19 protein-coding genes and 4 pseudogenes are annotated in these 16,275 nt (G+C 62.2%); 18 read left to right on the top strand and 5 right to left on the bottom strand.

Translation table 11 applies throughout. The annotated features are described in order from the left end of the window. Positions 1 to 616 precede the first annotated feature (616 nt). The 6 genes and pseudogenes from BM222_RS00375 (at position 617) to BM222_RS00340 (ending at position 3,731) form a co-directional block, all read left to right on the top strand. Positions 617 to 826: a cold-shock protein gene (locus tag BM222_RS00375; protein WP_092226167.1), complete on the top strand. Its 210-nt coding sequence runs from the start codon at positions 617 to 619 to the stop codon at positions 824 to 826. Between the two features lie 806 nt (positions 827 to 1,632). Then, complete coding sequence (locus tag BM222_RS40780) at positions 1,633 to 1,872, top strand: hypothetical protein (RefSeq protein ID WP_016839771.1); 240 nt, start codon at positions 1,633 to 1,635, stop codon at positions 1,870 to 1,872. A 319-nt stretch (positions 1,873 to 2,191) separates the two neighbouring features. Then, positions 2,192 to 2,455, top strand: a complete 264-nt coding sequence (locus tag BM222_RS00360; RefSeq protein ID WP_092226790.1) for a hypothetical protein — start codon at positions 2,192 to 2,194, stop codon at positions 2,453 to 2,455. Positions 2,456 to 2,498: 43 nt separating this feature from the next. Further along, positions 2,499 to 2,773, top strand: a pseudogene (locus BM222_RS00355) (hypothetical protein); the annotation flags it as partial. 72 nt (positions 2,774 to 2,845) lie between these two features. After that, a pseudogene (locus BM222_RS00350) lies at positions 2,846 to 3,075 on the top strand (DUF1488 family protein). A gap of 464 nt (positions 3,076 to 3,539) precedes the next feature. Then, positions 3,540 to 3,731: a CsbD family protein gene (locus tag BM222_RS00340; protein WP_092226162.1), complete on the top strand. Its 192-nt coding sequence runs from the start codon at positions 3,540 to 3,542 to the stop codon at positions 3,729 to 3,731. A 75-nt stretch (positions 3,732 to 3,806) separates the two neighbouring features. Here the strand turns inward: BM222_RS00340 and BM222_RS00335 are convergent, their stop codons facing one another. Then, positions 3,807 to 4,469 (bottom strand): protein-L-isoaspartate(D-aspartate) O-methyltransferase, encoded by a 663-nt coding sequence (locus BM222_RS00335; RefSeq protein WP_177242927.1) that lies wholly within the window; start codon positions 4,467 to 4,469, stop codon positions 3,807 to 3,809. Between the two features lie 184 nt (positions 4,470 to 4,653). On the opposite strand from BM222_RS00335, the gene BM222_RS00330 reads away from it, so the two are divergent. Further along, a complete protein-coding gene (locus tag BM222_RS00330; protein WP_092226789.1) occupies positions 4,654 to 4,881 on the top strand; it encodes a hypothetical protein in 228 nt (75 codons plus the stop codon). A 39-nt stretch (positions 4,882 to 4,920) separates the two neighbouring features. Then, a complete protein-coding gene (locus tag BM222_RS41795) occupies positions 4,921 to 5,388 on the top strand; it encodes a hypothetical protein (protein ID WP_092226788.1) in 468 nt (155 codons plus the stop codon). Positions 5,389 to 5,636: 248 nt separating this feature from the next. On the opposite strand, the gene BM222_RS39725 is transcribed toward BM222_RS41795, so the two are convergent. Then, positions 5,637 to 5,828, bottom strand: a complete 192-nt coding sequence (locus BM222_RS39725; RefSeq protein ID WP_143105878.1) for a hypothetical protein — start codon at positions 5,826 to 5,828, stop codon at positions 5,637 to 5,639. Positions 5,829 to 5,986: 158 nt separating this feature from the next. Between BM222_RS39725 and BM222_RS00315 the strand changes: the two genes are divergently transcribed. The 6 genes and pseudogenes from BM222_RS00315 to BM222_RS43190 form a co-directional block, all read left to right on the top strand. Beyond that, positions 5,987 to 6,352: a PRC-barrel domain-containing protein gene (locus tag BM222_RS00315; RefSeq protein ID WP_092226787.1), complete on the top strand. Its 366-nt coding sequence runs from the start codon at positions 5,987 to 5,989 to the stop codon at positions 6,350 to 6,352. A gap of 117 nt (positions 6,353 to 6,469) precedes the next feature. After that, positions 6,470 to 6,856, top strand: a complete 387-nt coding sequence (locus BM222_RS00310) for a response regulator (RefSeq protein WP_092226156.1) — start codon at positions 6,470 to 6,472, stop codon at positions 6,854 to 6,856. A 645-nt stretch (positions 6,857 to 7,501) separates the two neighbouring features. Further along, positions 7,502 to 7,747: a hypothetical protein gene (locus BM222_RS00300; RefSeq protein WP_092226154.1), complete on the top strand. Its 246-nt coding sequence runs from the start codon at positions 7,502 to 7,504 to the stop codon at positions 7,745 to 7,747. A 185-nt stretch (positions 7,748 to 7,932) separates the two neighbouring features. Beyond that, positions 7,933 to 8,274, top strand: coding sequence for a DUF1236 domain-containing protein (locus BM222_RS00295; protein ID WP_092226152.1), 342 nt, complete (start codon positions 7,933 to 7,935; stop codon positions 8,272 to 8,274). Between the two features lie 103 nt (positions 8,275 to 8,377). Then, positions 8,378 to 8,800: a hypothetical protein gene (locus BM222_RS00290; protein WP_092226150.1), complete on the top strand. Its 423-nt coding sequence runs from the start codon at positions 8,378 to 8,380 to the stop codon at positions 8,798 to 8,800. 137 nt (positions 8,801 to 8,937) lie between these two features. Continuing rightward, positions 8,938 to 9,062, top strand: a pseudogene (locus BM222_RS43190) (cell envelope biogenesis protein TolA); the annotation flags it as partial. Between the two features lie 91 nt (positions 9,063 to 9,153). Here BM222_RS43190 and BM222_RS00285 read toward each other — a convergent pair. After that, the gene (locus BM222_RS00285; protein ID WP_092226148.1) at positions 9,154 to 9,348 is read right to left on the bottom strand and encodes a hypothetical protein; all 195 of its coding nucleotides are present in this window, start codon (positions 9,346 to 9,348) and stop codon (positions 9,154 to 9,156) included. A gap of 948 nt (positions 9,349 to 10,296) precedes the next feature. Between BM222_RS00285 and BM222_RS42970 the strand changes: the two genes are divergently transcribed. Continuing rightward, entirely contained in the window at positions 10,297 to 10,674 is a 378-nt protein-coding gene (locus tag BM222_RS42970) for a hypothetical protein (protein WP_177242926.1), read from the top strand. 50 nt (positions 10,675 to 10,724) lie between these two features. On the opposite strand, the pseudogene BM222_RS00265 reads toward BM222_RS42970, so the two are convergent. After that, positions 10,725 to 10,969 (bottom strand): annotated as a pseudogene (locus tag BM222_RS00265) (hypothetical protein). Between the two features lie 291 nt (positions 10,970 to 11,260). On the opposite strand from BM222_RS00265, the gene BM222_RS00260 reads away from it, so the two are divergent. The 3 genes from BM222_RS00260 to BM222_RS00245 all read left to right on the top strand — a co-directional run bounded on the left by BM222_RS00260 (position 11,261) and on the right by BM222_RS00245 (position 14,611). Next, the gene (locus BM222_RS00260; RefSeq protein ID WP_092226140.1) at positions 11,261 to 11,500 is read left to right on the top strand and encodes a DUF6894 family protein; all 240 of its coding nucleotides are present in this window, start codon (positions 11,261 to 11,263) and stop codon (positions 11,498 to 11,500) included. Positions 11,501 to 12,069: 569 nt separating this feature from the next. Further along, entirely contained in the window at positions 12,070 to 14,247 is a 2,178-nt protein-coding gene (locus BM222_RS00250; protein WP_092226136.1) for a PAS domain-containing sensor histidine kinase, read from the top strand. Further along, complete coding sequence (locus BM222_RS00245; RefSeq protein WP_092226134.1) at positions 14,240 to 14,611, top strand: response regulator; 372 nt, start codon at positions 14,240 to 14,242, stop codon at positions 14,609 to 14,611. The genes BM222_RS00250 and BM222_RS00245 overlap by 8 nt, the downstream gene beginning before the upstream one ends. A gap of 491 nt (positions 14,612 to 15,102) precedes the next feature. Here BM222_RS00245 and BM222_RS00235 read toward each other — a convergent pair whose 3' ends face one another. Then, positions 15,103 to 16,275, bottom strand: a complete 1,173-nt coding sequence (locus BM222_RS00235; protein WP_092226131.1) for an extracellular catalytic domain type 1 short-chain-length polyhydroxyalkanoate depolymerase — start codon at positions 16,273 to 16,275, stop codon at positions 15,103 to 15,105.

The following is a 16,275-nucleotide window of genomic DNA, read 5'->3' as shown; positions in this document are numbered from 1 at the left end:
GAAGTTGAGGCTTTCTTAATGATGGCTCGCGGTGCCAGACTTGAGAACAATGCTCGTAAAGCTGCTCATCCGACAGCTTTAGCCGCTCTCGAAGACTCTTTCTCCCGGAGCCTCTAAGTACGGCGCCGCGCTTACACGCCGCCTTGTCGCCGGGCGAAGAGAGCGAGGCTTCTTGGGCTCCGACCTACACACGAGCTGGACGTTTGCGGCTCCATGCGAGACAAGCTCAAGGCCGCCAATAAGGCTAAGCGCACACGCCTCGGCCGGCGCGTAGAATATGTCCGTCCGGCATCCGCTTGCGCATTTCACAGGAATGACTCTCCAGTCCCGAGACTGAAATCGGTCTGTGGCGCGACACCTAAACCGTTCCAAGCTGTGTCATCCACGCGGAACGACCAATCGTCTGATCCGCGTAGGCGACGGGCGGGTTCTCGCAATTCTTGACTTTCTCAACTGCTGGTGTAGGGTCTCGCCATCGATACTGGCCGAACAACTGTTCCGCTTTCGCCTCAGATCCTGCGGCGCGCACGTTTCAGACATTCTCCAACATCGACTAATTGGACACTGGCCGCAGCTCGGCGCGCCGGGTCCTGCGCGCACGCGAAAGGAAAACCTTATGAACACGGGTACAGTGAAGTGGTTTAACACCCAAAAGGGCTTTGGCTTTATCCAGCCAACGAACGGCAGCAACGACGTCTTCGTTCACATCAGCGCTGTCGAACGCGCCGGTATGGGGACTCTGAGCGAAGGTCAGACGCTGTCTTATGACGTCGTGGCAGACCGTCGTACCGGTAAGTCCGCTGCCGAAAATCTTCGTGCTGCTTAAAATAACAGCACGACGACCTGTCGCTCCAGCCACGGATGTACTGGCAGAGCTTGTGGTTCTGCCCCGCGCCCGAGCCATCGGGGGCGGGGTTTTTCATCGAATCCGGCAAAGACATTCAACGGGCTCGTCTGTGGCTTCGCTTCGGCGATCGGCCCTCATGTCGCTGAGTTACGATTAAGCAGAACCGAGGTCTGCTTCGAAGCTCATCGCGCAAATTCATTTCGGAGTGGCTTGTTCCGTCTTTCAGGTGCATAAATCGGTATGCACGATTCTGATCATCGATCTTGTCGGTGCGGCGCCGTCTATAGCCGAACCGAGGCGATGGCACCTAGCCGGCAGATCGCCAGCTTCGAGTGCTCGGTTTGCGGCGCTACGATGGAATCATGGAACACCGCTTGGGTGCCCATCTACAGGCTGATAGTCGGCCCAGTTCGACATTCCTCATCTGAAGGATGACTTCACCTCGCAAACCGAACCGCGGCCTGTGGCAGGAATTGTTCATCGCAGAGTCGTTCGGCAACTTGTTTACTAGCGTTGACGTGACCGCGGACGATCGTCGGACCTTACACAAGCCAAGTCAGGCGCCGACGTTGGTACTCGCAGCCGTTTCCGAAGGCTGGACGGCGGAACTCGTGCTTCAACTCTGAGGGAAAAACAGCAAAGGCTTTTCGAGGAGCTGCACCTCAAGCCGCGCGATGTTTACGGGCTGCCCCGGTCTGGCTCAACGAAGTGCGACCACGCCGGCATGTTGACTAGACGCAGCTACATCCGGAACGTGCTATCCTTGGTGCCAAGCAGGAGATTCAATGAGCATCGTAAAACGTCATCTGGCCGAACAAGAAGAACGTCTGGTACTCATCGAGGAAATTTGCATCGATACAGGAGCGCTCGTCTTGGATACGGCTACAGACGAAGTCTACTTTTCTGCAGACGAAGCGGCTTACAAGAACGCCTACGTCACCGTGTTTCAAGCCTGGGCGAAGGGCACGATCAAGGGCACAGCGGAACAGATATTCGAGGCTACGAAATCCATTCTTGAGGACTAGGGACTCCCGCCCTGGACACCAGGGGAGTCAGACAGAGTCGTGAGCGATGAGGAAGAATTATGCCATATGCCTACAAGCTGAATGAGGACGTTTGCCACCAAGCTCAAGGTCCGCAAGGACGCGCCGCAACTGAACCGCAGATGATCTACACGATCATACAGCACATGCCCATCGAGTCTGATGGACGAGTTAGGTATCGTATCAGGTGCAAATCCAAGAATATTGAGCGCGTTGTTACGGAAGATCAGCTTTCGTATTTTCAGTGATCGCAAGCGTCCGTTCGGACTCCTACACCGTCCGGAGGCGCAAGGAGGAAAGAATGTCAGACCGGCGGGAGCTCTATCGGAGCCCAAATGGCGACGCATGGTTCATCGCACGCGAGCCAACAAACGGTCACGCCTTCATCATCCACCAGCCCAATTCGCCCTCTGGCGGCCGGCTATCTCATGTAGAGTTGGGCGAGTTCTTGCGTGAGGGGAAGGGGCCCGAACAGCAAGCATTGTTGCGCTTGATCGGAACGCTGGTCGAAGTGCCGCCCTTTGCCTGGGATGCACCCGTTTATCATCGCCGCGTCGCCTTGTAACGCAAAGGTCCGCCTTCAACAGCTGTGGACGCGAGTATCGTCCATGACTGATCTGCCGGTCGATCTCGACAAGCGCCGCGGGATCGCCACGCAGAAGGCCACCGACCTGCGCCGCGCCTTGGCTGACGTCGAGGCCAATCTCCGGGAGCTGCGCGAGCGCGAGGCTGATCTCGAAAGCCGCATGATGACCGTTCCTCCCGCGTCCTGGCCGGAAGCGGCTGTGAAGGCACGCCATCTGCTCAACCTCTATGCTGCAAGTTTGCTTGCCGAGATGCGCGCCATCGCGCACCGGTGGCACCGCTGTTCGACGATTTCGCCAACTGTCGACCGGGATCGCAATCACGTAACGGATTGACCAGCGGACGATTCATCAGCCACGAATATCACCGGATGATCATCCGGTTCTCGATGCATGGCGGCGTTAGGCAGGTTACTGCGTCATCTCCATCTCTGCGATGGACTACCTGGAGCGCGGGCCGCAAGTCAGGCCCGAGCAGCGGGAAGCCCAATTCACCCGCCTAAGGAATTGCATCGAAGCGCAAGCTGCGAGCAAATATCGTGCGACCGAGTTCGAAGGCACGCCGCCGGGCATCGTGCTGCGGGGCATCGATTTCAGATGATAGCTCAAGGGCACTCGATGACTGAGTTCACCGTTGACTTGATCTTGGGACAGGGCCTTGCGCGCGGGCCCGACGCCGCCCCATAGGGGAAGTGCGTGCATAGTTGCTTTAGATCCCGGAAGAGACCAATAGAGCGACGCACGCGATCACGGTTGCGGTGCTTAGAGTCACCACGACAAGGGCTTGTTCGGTGCGTGCCTTGAGTTCTCCGTCATCCATCCCGCTCAACGCCGCGCTACCTCAGCGGTTTCAAACTTTGTCCGTCAGTCGTTCTACGGCGGTAAAATCACGACACCGCGAAATGATCCTGGGGAAAGGGTTTAAGGAACATACCCTGCGCCCTGCCTTGTTCGGGCAAGGGCCCGTTCAGAGTGTTCGTTGAAAACACCGTGCTTTGTTCTGCGAGGAACCCCAGCGGCAACACTTTCGTTGTGCTGATCTTCCGGACAGCAAAGGATACGATCATGGACCGCGAACATGTGAAGGGCGCCGCCGACAAGGCAAAAGGCGCCATCAAAGAAGGTGCTGGCAAGCTCACTGGCGATAAGGACATGAAAACCGAAGGCAAGATCGATAAGGCCAAGGGATCCGCCCACAACGCCGCGGGGGACGTAAAAGATGCAGCGCGGGACGCCGCTGACGCCCTCAAGAAGTAAGCAGAAGAAGCGAAGATCAAAAACTAGCCGCCTCCGGGCGGTCTTTTTGCGCCAATTGAGACGGCGAGCGGGCGTTCAGTCGGAGATCAGAGGAACGAAGCGGACCTCCTCTATCCTTTCCTCGATGAAACTACCGTCCGGCTCGCGTGTCAGCTTCGTCAGCCACTGCACACCGTCCGGATCGCCGAGCGGGATGAGAAGTCGTCCCGACGGAGCTAGTTGAGCCTTGAGGACGACGGGTATCTGCGCGCTGGCGGCCGACACCAGGATCACGTCGAACTCGCCGCCTTCCGGCCATCCTGTGGTGCCGTCGCCATGACGAAGATCCACATTGCGGCAGCCGAGATGCTGAAGGCGCGACCGGGCGCGCTGCCCCAATGCCTCGTGGCGTTCGAGCGCGCAAACCTCCCGCCCCAGCTTGGCGGCGAGTGCCGCCAGATAACCCGAACCCGCGCCGATCTCCAGAACCCGGTCCGATTTGGCGATCGCGGCAGCCTCGAGCATCCTGGCGACGATGTAGGGCTGAGAAATGGTCTGCCCTTTCGGGATCGGTACCGCGCAGTCTTCGTACGCGGCTTCCGCGAACCGCCGCTCGAGGAAAATCTCGCGGGGGAGCTGCCGCATCGCCAGCAGGACGCGCCTGCTGCGAATGCCGCGGGCGGCAATCTGCACGTCGACCATCGCGTCGCGGAGGAACCGGGACCTCTTGGACCGTTTGCTCTCCTTGACCGCGCGCACGACCTCTCCATGCATGAACGATTTCGCTCCAGCGGAGGGAAAACTCGGAGGCCCGCGACTTGCTCCTTGACGAGACGACGCCGACTTCGCTGCCGATGAGTGAATTGCGGAGATGCCGTCAGGAACGTGCCCGCAGCGGGAACGACCGCCTCCGGACGGAATTGATCTCGCTGAAACCGAGCTCATGAAGTGGATCTGCATGGCGGCATGCGTGGCCGCAATGGCGCTCGCTTCGGTCTCTGGCGCGGACGCCAACGGCTGCATCAAGGGCGCCATCGTCGGCGGCGTCGCCGGCCACATGGCAGGCCACGGTAAGCTCGGCGCTGCCGCCGGCTGCGCGATCGGCCATCATGATGCCAACAAGCAGAACCCGAACAATTCGAATGCCCAGGCGCCGTCGGGCCAGAAGTGATTTCCGGATCGGGCCTCCATAGTGTTGGAGGGAGACGCGATTAAATCGGCAGTGTCGGCGCTCGTTCTCGGACTTGTCGCCCCGAACTCCACGGTCTCGGCGCAACCGGTGAGATGGACGACGTATTCCATCCCGCAGACAGGCACCTCTGTCGATTTCCCGGCCTCGATCTTTACCGAAGAAGCGGGCCGTCCGGACGGGTACGGACAGCGATTTCGGACGGCTGACGGCCGAGCCGACCTTACGATACAGGCCACGCCCAACGTCTCGAACGATTCACCAGCTGCATTTCTCGCAAAGAAGCATCCGCCCGCGCGCATTCAGTACAAGCGAACGACGCCTCGGTTTTTCGCAGTGTCCAGTTATAAGGGCGACAAGGTCTGGTACGACCGGTGCAACTTCTCGAGCGGATTGATCCACTGCGTCCTGATCAACTACCCGGCGAGCGAAGAGCGCCAGTGGGACCAAGTCGTAACGCGCATCAGTCTCTCGCTGATGGGCAGATAAGGCCGATGCGGGGAGGCCCTCGCGGGGGGTGGGCGCGAGCCTATGCCCGTGGCTTCGAGAACACGGAAGTCCGAGAGGCCGTCGCCTTTGGCTATCCTCGCGAGCGCTAGTTCTGAATAGCGGGTCGTGAGACCTTTGGCTATCCGCGACAGGCGCCGTAGTTCAACGGCGGGCGACGGTCCCTGCAGTTCAATAGGGCGGCAAGGCTATCGTTCCTCCGATCTGCCCGCGGCTCGCCGATCTGTGGTTCACGCGGTAGCCGCCGCCCGTCCGGCCTCGGTCATGCGATACTCGATATCTCCGGATGGAAGCGGTTCGGTTTCCACGAGACCGAGCTCCACGAGCCGCGCCACGATTTCATGGTCGAACGTCGGCGGGCTGACCCGGGATTCGCCGAGGAGCTTCCTCAGAAAATTTCGCTCCAGATCGGTCAGCTCCATGCTCTAACTCCGCTCGCCGACTTCGTCCGGCACATTGCGGCGCGTCATCCGATCCGGCCGCTTCATCCCTGGCAAATCAACATTTCGCCGCGGATTGTGCCAGGAACAGAGGCATCGTGGCCCCGTTGATTCCCGAAGACAACACCCAGGAGGTCAACATGACCATGGAAGATCGCGAGACGTTCAGCCTGATCGGCAGCGACAAGGTCGAGGGCACGAACGCGTACGACGCAAAGGGCGAAAAGGTGGGCTACATCGAGCGCGTCATGATCGACAAGATCAGCGGCAAGATGTCGTACGCGGTGCTCAGCTTCGGCGGCCTGCTCGGCATCGGCGACGATCACTATCCGCTGCCATGGCAGACACTGAAATACGACACCAACCTCGGCGGCTATGTAGTCACCGGCATTTCCCAGGACCAGCTCCGCGACGCCCCCAAATACGCCGACGAGAGCAGTTGGAATTGGAGCGACCCGGCGACGACGCGCTCGGTGAACGCCTATTACGGTGTGCCGGTGGCTTGACACGGCTCATTACGTTGCCTGGCTGGCTGACGGCGGAGGTCGCTCTTCCGCCGGACTGCGGACCAGCGCACTGCCGCACGCGAGACGACCCGGGTCGGTCGCCGAGGAGATTTGAAAGTGAGTGATGCCGTTCGTGTTCTGGTCGTGGAGGATGAAGTTCTCATCGCAAGCTTCGTCGAGGACGCCTTGTCCGACGGCGGTTTCGACGCCTGCTCGGTCCATTCGGGGGAGGAGGCCATGTGCACTTTTTGCGATGGCCGCGAGGGATGTCGGGTCCTGGTGACGGACATCAACCTGGGTGATGGCATCAGCGGCTGGGAACTGGCGCGGCAGATCAGGGAAATCACGCCTGGCTTTCCTGTGGTCTACATGACGAGCGCGAGCGCGCCTGACTGGCAATCGCAGGGCGTCGACGGCAGCGTCCTGGTTCAGAAGCCCTTTGCGCCGGCGCAATTGGCTGCCGCCGTCTCGCAGCTCCTCGATACCGGGACCTCACCTGCTTGAACCGGGCCGTTGTGAGTTTCCTCTTCGATCCAGCCCGTAAGAGTGGCGGCTGATCGTTAGCGTTCTTTGACCTGCGTGCGGCCGCGGCGCGGCCAGCGGCGACCGTCATCCAGTCCCGCAGCAGGCCTCTGTCCTCTCTCGAAAACGACGCACGCCGCTTGAGATCCTCCAGCGTCTCGCCGGGATGGCATCGCTCGAAATCCTCGCGGATTAGCGACTCGAGGTAGGTCCGGTCCCAAACGCCGGCTGAATCGAGATGCTGGTGCGAGTAGGTCTTCATGGTTGCCGTTTCGGGGCACGCGCAGTCGAGGCGTCCGGATGCCGGCACAACGGCAAAAGCGATTGTTGGTTCACGAATGGACGTGTCCGTGCCGGCAGACGGCGAGGCAGGAACCTGTGCAAGTGCAGGCCGTTCGCAACCACGGGGCCTCGCCTTGAAGGAACCGTCACGATGATCGAAACCGAGACCCTCTTGGAAAAATGCCCCCGCTGCGGCGCTTGGCCCATGGCTGCGAACCTGCAGCGCACGTCATCCCCGCAGTCGGATATCCGGTTCAGGTGCCCAAGGTGCCACGGTGACGAAGCCGGCCGGCTGCGGCGCCCGTCCGTGCAGCGCGATCCCCCTCGGACTCTTGATGCGGCCTGATGAAGATCCGCTCCCATTCCGAGAGCCACATCGTCGAGCTCGAGGACGGCTCGCGCTGGCAGATCTTTCCGGGGGATCTCGACCTGACGCTCAATTGGAAGCCGGAGACCGAACTGACGGTCGTCGAAGTCGAGGACGAGGTCGCCACCCATGAGCTGGTCGGTGGCGGCGGGAAGGTGCGCGTCAGGCCTATGGGCGAGAGCTGGCCCGTGAGGGACATCAAGGACGCGCTGAAGGACGGCTGAAGGCGCCGGCGCAGCCTCACAGTCGCTCCGTTGCTATTTCAGGAACGGATGCGACGTGGCCTCGGTTAAGCGTTTCGCTTCGATCAGCCGGCGGGAAAAAGTGGAAGTCTTCCTGCCGGACTGCGGAACGATTGCCATCATTCATCGGTTCATGCAGCGCCGCATCCTGCGGCGAGGAGAGACTTATGAAGAAGCTGCTGCTGATGTCCGCGGCCGCCGCGCTGATCTCGACCGGCGCGTTCGCTCAGTCGACGGTGGTCACCACCACCGGCGCCGGCCACGCTGCCGTGCAGATCGAGCCTGAATACCGCACCAAAATCCATACCTACGTGACCGAGCACAAGATCCGTCCCGTCGAAACACGCGAGAAGATCGTCGTCGGCCAGCCGGTGCCGCGCGATGTCGAACTCGAAGCGGTGCCCGCGGAGTGGGGTCCCTCGCTCACCAAGTACCGTTACGTTTACTCGGGCGAGCGCGTCATGCTCGTCGATCCGTCCACGCGCACCGTGGTCCAAGAGGTGGACTAAGTCCGCCGCGGCGGGTCGCGCTGGAGGAGGCGCCCCGCCGCAAGCCGGCGCTCGACAGTCGCCGAGAAGCGATTTCCCTTGATTTGCGAGCGGCGGTTCTTCCATGCCGATTTTTCGGTACTTCGTATTTGTGGGCGGGATTCTGCTCGCTCTGCTCTTCGCAGCCGACCGGTACCTACCGGCCGCCGTCGTGCGTACCGACGAGACTGACCTCGACAGGACCACGATCAGGATCCGCTCGGCGAGGAGCCTTCCGGAGAAGATCGTGTTCGACACGCGTCCGCGCGCCGACATCCCGGCGGTCACGTCGGCAGAACCCATTCCAGAAGAGCGCCGGGGTTCAGCGCGGGAGGCGCTCGCCGCAATACCTGCAACGCCGCTTTCCGAGATCAAGGTCGAACCGCATGCGGCCAAACGTGTGGAAGCTCGTCCGAAGAAGAAACGGTGGGCGAGATTGCGGAGAAAGTCGCCTGAACCACGGCTCGCTTTCGATCGGCAGGACGCCTTCGCGGGCAGCTGGTGGTGATCCGGAGCGTCGAGCCTCACGCACTCGGGCTCTCGGAGACCGCCACCTCCATCCCTATCCGAAGGCAGGCAGCGGCCTTGCCTCGATGCCGACGGGCAATGGGTACTCGGCACTGAGGCCGGCGTCACTCGAAGGTTCTCAGGGCCTATCAGACCTCGCTCGGGTTCTACGATCTTACGATCGCGGCACCTTCTAAGAAGGCCGCGCGCGACGCGTGGGGGGAGGCAGCAATCTGTTCCATAAGGCCGTCGCGCGGGAGACAGCTTGGACCAGCGCGCCGAAGCCGAAGCGAGGCGCTGGGACAAGCAGAGAGAGAAGCTGGAAGAGGTCCGGGCCCGGGCGTAGGTCCGGTGTCAGGCCTCGCCGGAGCCGGAGAACAGCGCATTCGGCGGCGTGGCGCGCGGTGCCGGCGCCCGCCCGTAGCTCGAGCCGGTGCTCTTGATGTCGTACCTCTTGGCGAGGTCGAGCAGCCGCCGCCTAGTGAACGGGTCCGCCTTCTCCGCAAGATCGCGTGCCCGCTGCGCGAAGCCCCTGTAGAACTCTTCCACGACGCCACCCCCGCAACATCACTGAAAGCTGGATTTCAATGTCCGGCGGCGGCGAGGTCAAGAGCTTCGGCGCTCGTCCAATATTTTATGCGACACTGTTGCGCTGGCGGCCTAGATCGAAATACGCTGAAGCCGGCAGGGGAAATCCGATGGCAGTGCTCTACGCGAGCCGCAAGCTGTGCCCGACGTGCGGCAAGCCGATGACGGCCGTTGCGGACGCTGCGGCGGGGCGGCAGCGCTATGTTTGCGCAGCGTGCGATCATGATCCGATGCGTTCGCCGACCGTCCGAGGTTGGCTCGACGGACCGCTAAAGCCGCCGACCGATCCGAAATGACGTGATTGCCCAGTCCGGATCCGGTCTGGACGCAGTCGGGAACGGCCCTTCGCCGGCGAGCCGCGGAAGTCCGGAGTTGAGGGGCTACGTGCTCCGGACTTGCGTGATCGAAGTGGTTTTGGTTTGGGCCAGCAACCGACTGGAGCGCCAAATCATCTCCTGAGCAACCGCAAGGCGCTCGACGGTCTCGGATCTGGCATCGAAGCGTAGGCAGGCCTGACGATCCAGCTCCCCGGTGATGAGCAGTTCAAGGATTCTGGGGAGAGGGAAGGTCTCCATCGGATTCCTCTTCGGTTGCTGCCTCAACGCCGCACGGGTTCCGCCGGTTCCATTCCGCTCGCGCTTGGGCTCGGGCTATTTCGCTTGCGGCGACCGCGCTTCGCACTTTCGCGGCCATGCCGCTGAAGCGCTCCGCGAGGGCGTGGCGGTCGCGCCGTAGCGAAGTGCTCTCTTCGATGGCCCGTTCGGCTCGCTCGAACAATGGATCCGTCATGCCGTGAGTATCGCGGCACCGTGGCGGCACGCCAATCGGCTATGTTAATTCGCGTGCTTCTCTTCTTGATTGCCGGAGCTAGTCGGTCTTCTGACTCGACAGCAACTCTTCGATGCACCTTTGAAGCTCGGCGGCTTCGAACGGCTTTCGCAGGATTGGCCGATCCTTGAAGCGCTCGGGCAGACCGCCCGACCCGTAACCGCTCGCGAAGGCGAAGGGGATGTTTCGGGCCGTCAGCAGATCGGCGATCGGTTCGCTGCTTCCGTCGAGAAGCTGCACATCCAGGATCGCGACATCGAAGCTCGTCTGGGCGGCGTGCTTCAGAGCTCCCTTCACGTCGCCGATTTCGGCCGCGATCCTGTGGCCGAGGTCAGTCGCCATGTCGGCGATCATCATCCGGATGAGGACTTCGTCTTCGACGAGAAATATCGCAGCCATCGGGCGTCGTTCCGTTTCTGGAACACCATATCGCAATTGCCGCTGTTAGCTATCGGCTGATATAGAATGTTCGCAGCGGCCGGGCATCTGCCGGGAGATCATCGCACCTTCTAAAGGGCGCTGAGATCGTCCGGCACCTCGCCCATCTTCCGGATCAGCTTGGCGTCGCGGAATTCGCCGCTGGACGGGTCGCCAGTCCGGGAAAAGGCGACCGCGCTGCGCAGCCTGGTTTCCGCGAGAGCGCTTCGGCGCGCAGCACGGCGGCGTTGGCGCTGCGACACTCCACCGCCTCGCCGGTTGCGACCTCGTCGTCCGCCATGACGAACGGCAGTGCCACGTAGTAAGTGTCCTCCATCGCAGTCGCTCCTGACGTTCGCGTTGCGGGGCCTGCGTATCCTTTCGAGATCCCCGCCCGCAGCTCGCTGGTCTCGGGCTCGAGCAAATCGATGGCGATCGACACCGCCTTGACCGCTTGCCTGGCATCCCCTCCGCAGGCGGCGCGATCGCTTGGTCGGCGGCGGCCAGCAGGTTGTCCTCGGCCGACGCGGCGGGCAGGGTTTATGTTCACTTTCCGTTCGTGCAGAGTCAAGCTCCGCCTCGGGCGTGGGCGCCTTGGAACGGCTGCCGCCGCAAGCGGTTTTGGTGAATGCCTCGCTATTACTTTGATACCTCCGACAACGAGAAATTCGTCCCCGACGACGTCGGGGTGGAGATCGCTTCCTTCGAGGACGTGAAACGGGAGGCGTCCCGGGCCATGGCGGACTTCGCTAAGGACGTACTGCCAGGGTCCGTCGTTCGTACTCTCGCGATCGTAGTGCGGGATGGCGGCGGGCCCGTTCTCCGGGTGGGCCTTCGCTTCGAGATCGAACATGCCGCCGTGCGCTAACGCCCTGGACGTCCTCGGAGCGAGCCCCCGCAGGGTGAAATGGTCTGCTGCCTGGCGGCCCTGGGCCGCCTCGTCCGTCTTGAATCCACGCCCGAACGGAGTTTTGCGTACACCGCACCGCGCGCCAACTGGAAAGGGTTCCTGCGTCTGTCCATGGTGACCTGTCCGGTCGCGCTCTATCCGGCCATCTCGGAGTCCGAGGAGCCGCGCAAGGGTAGATGACGCTTCCGGACTCGGCGGGCATTCTGGGCATGTGTCGCCGATCGACTCCAGGGACAATGCTCACTTCGGCGGCGGCATCGTCCCGAGAGATCCCCGGCAATCCGCACCTTGGCCCATTTCAGTTTCGGTGTGGGCAATGCGCCAGCTTGTGGGTCGGTCACTCACGGGGCAGTAGAATATTTCCGTTCTCGCCGTTTAGTCGGCGACCAGTGACGGCATTCAGGAACAGTTGCGCGCCGGGGACGTTGGGGAAGGTTCGGCGGGCCAACGGGGGCGTCTGCCCATGTCCTTTTTCAAACAGCGGGTTCGGACCGGGCCCTCCGTCTCTCGCCCCGAGAGCAGTTTCCATGTCAAATGTCGAAGAATTTCCGCTCTCTGCTCGTCGGCAGCCGACGGAGTTTGAGGCGCTGGCCGCGGCTGGGGCTCCCGCACTCGATGCCATTCCCGGCGCGGTGTGCCTCTGTGACGCCGAAGGATGGCTCGTCGCCTACAACAGTGAAGCGGTACACCTGTGGGGACGAACACCTGATGTCGCGAAGAAGGAGCGTTTCTGCGGCTCGCATCAGCTTTATCTGCTCGATGGATCGCCGCTTGCGCGCGCCGACTGTCCGATGGCCACCGCCATTCGCCTGGGTGCGCCGACGCGCAATGCCGAAATCATCATGGCGCGGCCGGACGGCTCTCGCCTTACAGCCCTGGTCAATATCCGCGCCTTGCGCGACCACTCAGGCCGCATCCAAGGCGCCATCAATTGCTTCCAAGACATCACCGGACGCAAGCGGGTTGAGGAGGAAGTCCGCCGGACAACGCAGGATCTGGAGGACTTTTTCGAGAACGGTGCCGTGGGGCTGCATATCGTCAGCAGCGAAGGCATCATCCTTCGTGCCAACAAAGCCGAACTGGACATGCTGGGATACAGACCCGAAGAGTACATCGGCCGCCATGTTGCCGAGTTCCATGCCGACGCTGCGACAATCGGAGATATCCTTCAGCGCCTCTCATGCGGCGAGCGGCTCGATCGCTATCCTGCACGGCTTCGGGCGCGTGACGGCTCGGTCAAGCATGTGCTGATTACATCGAACAGCCGCTTCGTGGAGGGCAAGTTCGTCAACACGCGTTGCTTCACGACTGACGTGACCAAGTTGCATGCTTCTGAGGAAGCGCGACAAGCCAGTGAAACCCGGCTCGCTGCGACTTATGAGGCGGCCAGCGTCGGCATTTCCGAGATCGATGAGAACGGGCGCTTCTTGCGGGTGAATGACTCTCTTTGCCGTATCACCGGACGCTCACGCGACGAGCTGCTCGGAATGACCTTCTTCGACTACACCGATCCGGATGACCGGGCCGAGGATGCCGAGCTGTACGCGCGGCAGGTGCACGGTGACATCGCGAACTACACCATTCGCAAGCGCGCACTCCGTCCTGACGGGTCGGTGCGGCATCTCGACATCTTCAGTTCATCGGTGCGCGACACGGAAGGGCGCTTTCTCTACGGTGTGCGGGTTGCCCAGGATGTCACCGCCACCAAACAGATGGAGGACCGCCTGCGTGAAGGCGAGCAGCGCATGCGCGATCTTCTCGAGGCGCTGCCGGCTGCGATCTACACGACCGATGCGAACGGCCGGATCAACTTCTACAATCGCGCCGCGGTGGAGATGGCTGGGAGAACGCCACAGCCGGGCGACGAGTGGTGCGTGACCTGGAAACTCTATTGGCCTGATGGCACGCCGCTGCCGCATAACGAATGCCCGATGGCCGTAGCGCTCCGCGAAAACCGGCCGGTTCGTGGTGCCGAGGCGGTGGCCGAGCGCCCGGATGGCGGACGCGTGCCGTTCATTCCTTATCCGACGCCGCTGCGAGATGCCGCGGGCAACCTCGTCGGAGCTATCAACATGCTGGTCGACATCAGCGAGCGCAAGCGCGCTGAGAACGCTCAGAAGGTCCTTATTGACGAGCTGAACCACCGTGTGAAAAACACTTTGGCAACGGTGCAGTCGCTCGCGAGTCAGACCGCTCGCCATGCCGCTGATCTAGAGGAGTTTCTGCCGACGTTCACGGGACGCCTCCTTGCGTTTGCCCGAGCGCACGACCTGCTTACTCAGCGAAACTGGCAGGATGCCCCTTTCGAAAAGTTGGTTGACGATATCGTCGCACCGGTGTCTGGCGGGCGGGTGGTGACAGAAGGGCCGCACGTGGATCTGGACGCGCGCACGGCGCTGAGTGTTACCATCGTCTTCAACGAGCTTCTGACCAACGCGGTGAAATACGGCGCGCTCTCCCTGCCGGATGGATCAGTGTCACTCACTTGGCGGGTGGGCAGGGACAACCAAGGTACGCTCGAGTGCGAGTGGCGCGAACGTGGGGGACCACCGGTTACGCCTCCCAAGCGGCGTGGATTTGGCACCCGGCTGATGGAGCGTTGCATAGAGCATGACCTGGCTGGCGAGTTCGATCTGGTCTTCGAGCCCGAGGGCGCACGCTGCCGCATGGTTTTTCCCATTATGCTTCCGGCAGCCAATGGCTGAGATCTCGGGTACCAGAGTTCTCCTCGTTGAAGATGAAGGCTTAGTCGCCCTCATGATCGAAGACATGCTCGAGGAATTGGGATTGAAGGTGGTCGCCTCAGCGGCGCACGTGTCCAAAGCCTGCGAACTCGCGACAAAGACATCCTTCGATCTGGCGCTCCTTGACGTGAATCTCGCTGGAGAGCTGGTTTTTCCTGTAGCTCGCATCTTGCGCGATCGAAAAATTCCGTTCCTGTTCAGCACGGGCTATGGCGGACCGCCGCTGGAGGAGGAGTTCCGGGATGCGCCCGCGCTCGGTAAGCCGTTCTCGATCGAGCAATTGAGGGAGAAATTGGGGACACTTCTGCGTCACCCCAAGCTCTGACAGGCGGGGCGTGGCCCGAAGCTGGACACAGGCCTGATTGTGGGCGGCCGGAACGCCAGCCCCGGGCACAAACCACTCGATGAGCTCTTCGTCCCAAAGCCGACCTCCCTAGCGCGCGCGGGTCGGGCGGACCCGGCGTTTCCGGCTTCCAAAGCTCATTGCGTGAACATACGAATAGATTGACACCGCGTGCTCCTCTGCCTCGCAGCTCAAACGAGGATGCCGACCGCAGCCCAACGGAAAGCCCAGAAGGTGTTTCGCGAAACGCGCGCGGAGGCACCCGTCTCCGAGCATGAACGGGTCCAACAGGCATTCCATGCAAACCGGGAGCGCCTGAAGGCGGAGCGGATCGCTCGAGAGACTGCAGCGGAACAGAAGCCGAAGACCTGATTGGCTTAAAGGTCAGACGATTCATGCCAAAGGGCTCCCGCTCGGTGGAGGACGATTGCGACGTCCGCTTCCCATCACCGAGATGAAAAGCGGATGCCACCTCAATTCCGCCCCTGCCGCAGCGAATGCTCGAGAAAGAAACGCAGCATCTCCCTCGTTGCATCCGGCCCGTCCGGATCGGTGTAGGAGCCGGCGGGGCTGCCCCCCGACCATGCGTGTCCGGCTCCGTGGATTTCCCAGTGTTCGAGGATTCCGCGCCCGCCGGCGTCGGTGTGGACCGTGCGGGTGTAAGCATGCCCTCCAGGTACCCGCCCGCGATGGACCTTCGCCTTCGTGCGGGAGCCGCCGATCGATTGTCGGACGATCCGAGCACCGTTCTTGGAATGCACGGTGGTGTCGCGATCGCCGTGAAAGACGATTGTCGGCACGGGCGGGCCGTCGCTCGGCGTTGCCTCCTGTCCGCCGCCTTGCTTCATGGCCATCAGCGCGGAGGGAAGGTCGCTGGCTGATCCGCAGGCCAGTCCGGAATGAATGCCGATCGCCGCGTACAGATCGCCGTACGTCGATCCCATCACAGCGGCAGCTGCCGCTCCGGCGGACAGTCCGGCGACGTAGACGCGTTCCGGATCGACCGAATGGTCGCGCATGATCTGGCGGGTGATGCCGGCGATGAGCGAAGGCTCGCCTCCGCCGCGCTGTTGGTCGGCCGGACGAAACCAATTCCAGCATTTCGCCTGGTTTGCGTCGGCCCGCTGCGCGGGATAGGCGACGAAGCAGGTCTGTTCTTCGGCGATGAAGTTCATTCGCGTGCCGGCGGCGAAATCCTCCGGCGACTGCGTGCAGCCGTGGAGCATGATCACCAGCGGAATGGGCTGGCCATGATAGCCGCTCGGGATGAAGAGCCGGTAGGCGCGGCTTCCCGCGCCGTTTGCGTAGACGCCTTCGACGAACCTGACGCCGTCCGGCACGATGTCCGCCATGGGAGGCGGCGCACGCCTCAAGGCTCCTCCCAGTCCGAGCCCGCGGAGGTTTTTGGCGATATCCACTGCCGGCTGGGCCGCCCGACGCGGACGCCTCGTCTCGGCGGCGTTCGCCTTGGCGTCGATGGTTGGCGGCTCTCGTCCTGACGCAAGGGCGGCGTGGTCGACCGTCGGTGCGGTAGCGCCGCGCTCTCTCTCGCCCCGAAGCATGCGCTGAAGCAGCGCGGTGGCCTCGACGAGTTGGCCCGAGCGTGTGAGGCGTGTGGCTTCGCGAATGATGTCCTGGTTCAACAT

This window comes from Bradyrhizobium sp. Gha (assembly GCF_900113735.1).
Classification (GTDB): Bacteria; Pseudomonadota; Alphaproteobacteria; order Rhizobiales; family Xanthobacteraceae; genus Bradyrhizobium.
This window is presented reverse-complemented; position numbering and strand designations above follow the sequence as displayed.

What these genes read in the sequence shown, in the direction of transcription:
- BM222_RS40780 (WP_016839771.1), top strand. Translation starts at nt 1,633, where the DNA reads ATGAGCATCGTAAAACGTCATCTGGCCGAACAAGAAGAACGTCTGGTA.
- BM222_RS00315 (WP_092226787.1), top strand. Translation starts at nt 5,987, where the DNA reads ATGACCATGGAAGATCGCGAGACGTTCAGCCTGATCGGCAGCGACAAG.
- BM222_RS00290 (WP_092226150.1), top strand. Translation starts at nt 8,378, where the DNA reads ATGCCGATTTTTCGGTACTTCGTATTTGTGGGCGGGATTCTGCTCGCT.
- BM222_RS00360 (WP_092226790.1), top strand. Translation starts at nt 2,192, where the DNA reads ATGTCAGACCGGCGGGAGCTCTATCGGAGCCCAAATGGCGACGCATGG.
- BM222_RS39725 (WP_143105878.1), bottom strand. Translation starts at nt 5,828, where the DNA reads ATGGAGCTGACCGATCTGGAGCGAAATTTTCTGAGGAAGCTCCTCGGC.
- BM222_RS00250 (WP_092226136.1), top strand. Translation starts at nt 12,070, where the DNA reads ATGTCAAATGTCGAAGAATTTCCGCTCTCTGCTCGTCGGCAGCCGACG.
- BM222_RS00260 (WP_092226140.1), top strand. Translation starts at nt 11,261, where the DNA reads ATGCCTCGCTATTACTTTGATACCTCCGACAACGAGAAATTCGTCCCC.
- BM222_RS00295 (WP_092226152.1), top strand. Translation starts at nt 7,933, where the DNA reads ATGAAGAAGCTGCTGCTGATGTCCGCGGCCGCCGCGCTGATCTCGACC.
- BM222_RS00375 (WP_092226167.1), top strand. Translation starts at nt 617, where the DNA reads ATGAACACGGGTACAGTGAAGTGGTTTAACACCCAAAAGGGCTTTGGC.
- BM222_RS00300 (WP_092226154.1), top strand. Translation starts at nt 7,502, where the DNA reads ATGAAGATCCGCTCCCATTCCGAGAGCCACATCGTCGAGCTCGAGGAC.
- BM222_RS00235 (WP_092226131.1), bottom strand. Translation starts at nt 16,275, where the DNA reads ATGTTGAACCAGGACATCATTCGCGAAGCCACACGCCTCACACGCTCG.
- BM222_RS00340 (WP_092226162.1), top strand. Translation starts at nt 3,540, where the DNA reads ATGGACCGCGAACATGTGAAGGGCGCCGCCGACAAGGCAAAAGGCGCC.
- BM222_RS00330 (WP_092226789.1), top strand. Translation starts at nt 4,654, where the DNA reads ATGAAGTGGATCTGCATGGCGGCATGCGTGGCCGCAATGGCGCTCGCT.
- BM222_RS00245 (WP_092226134.1), top strand. Translation starts at nt 14,240, where the DNA reads ATGGCTGAGATCTCGGGTACCAGAGTTCTCCTCGTTGAAGATGAAGGC.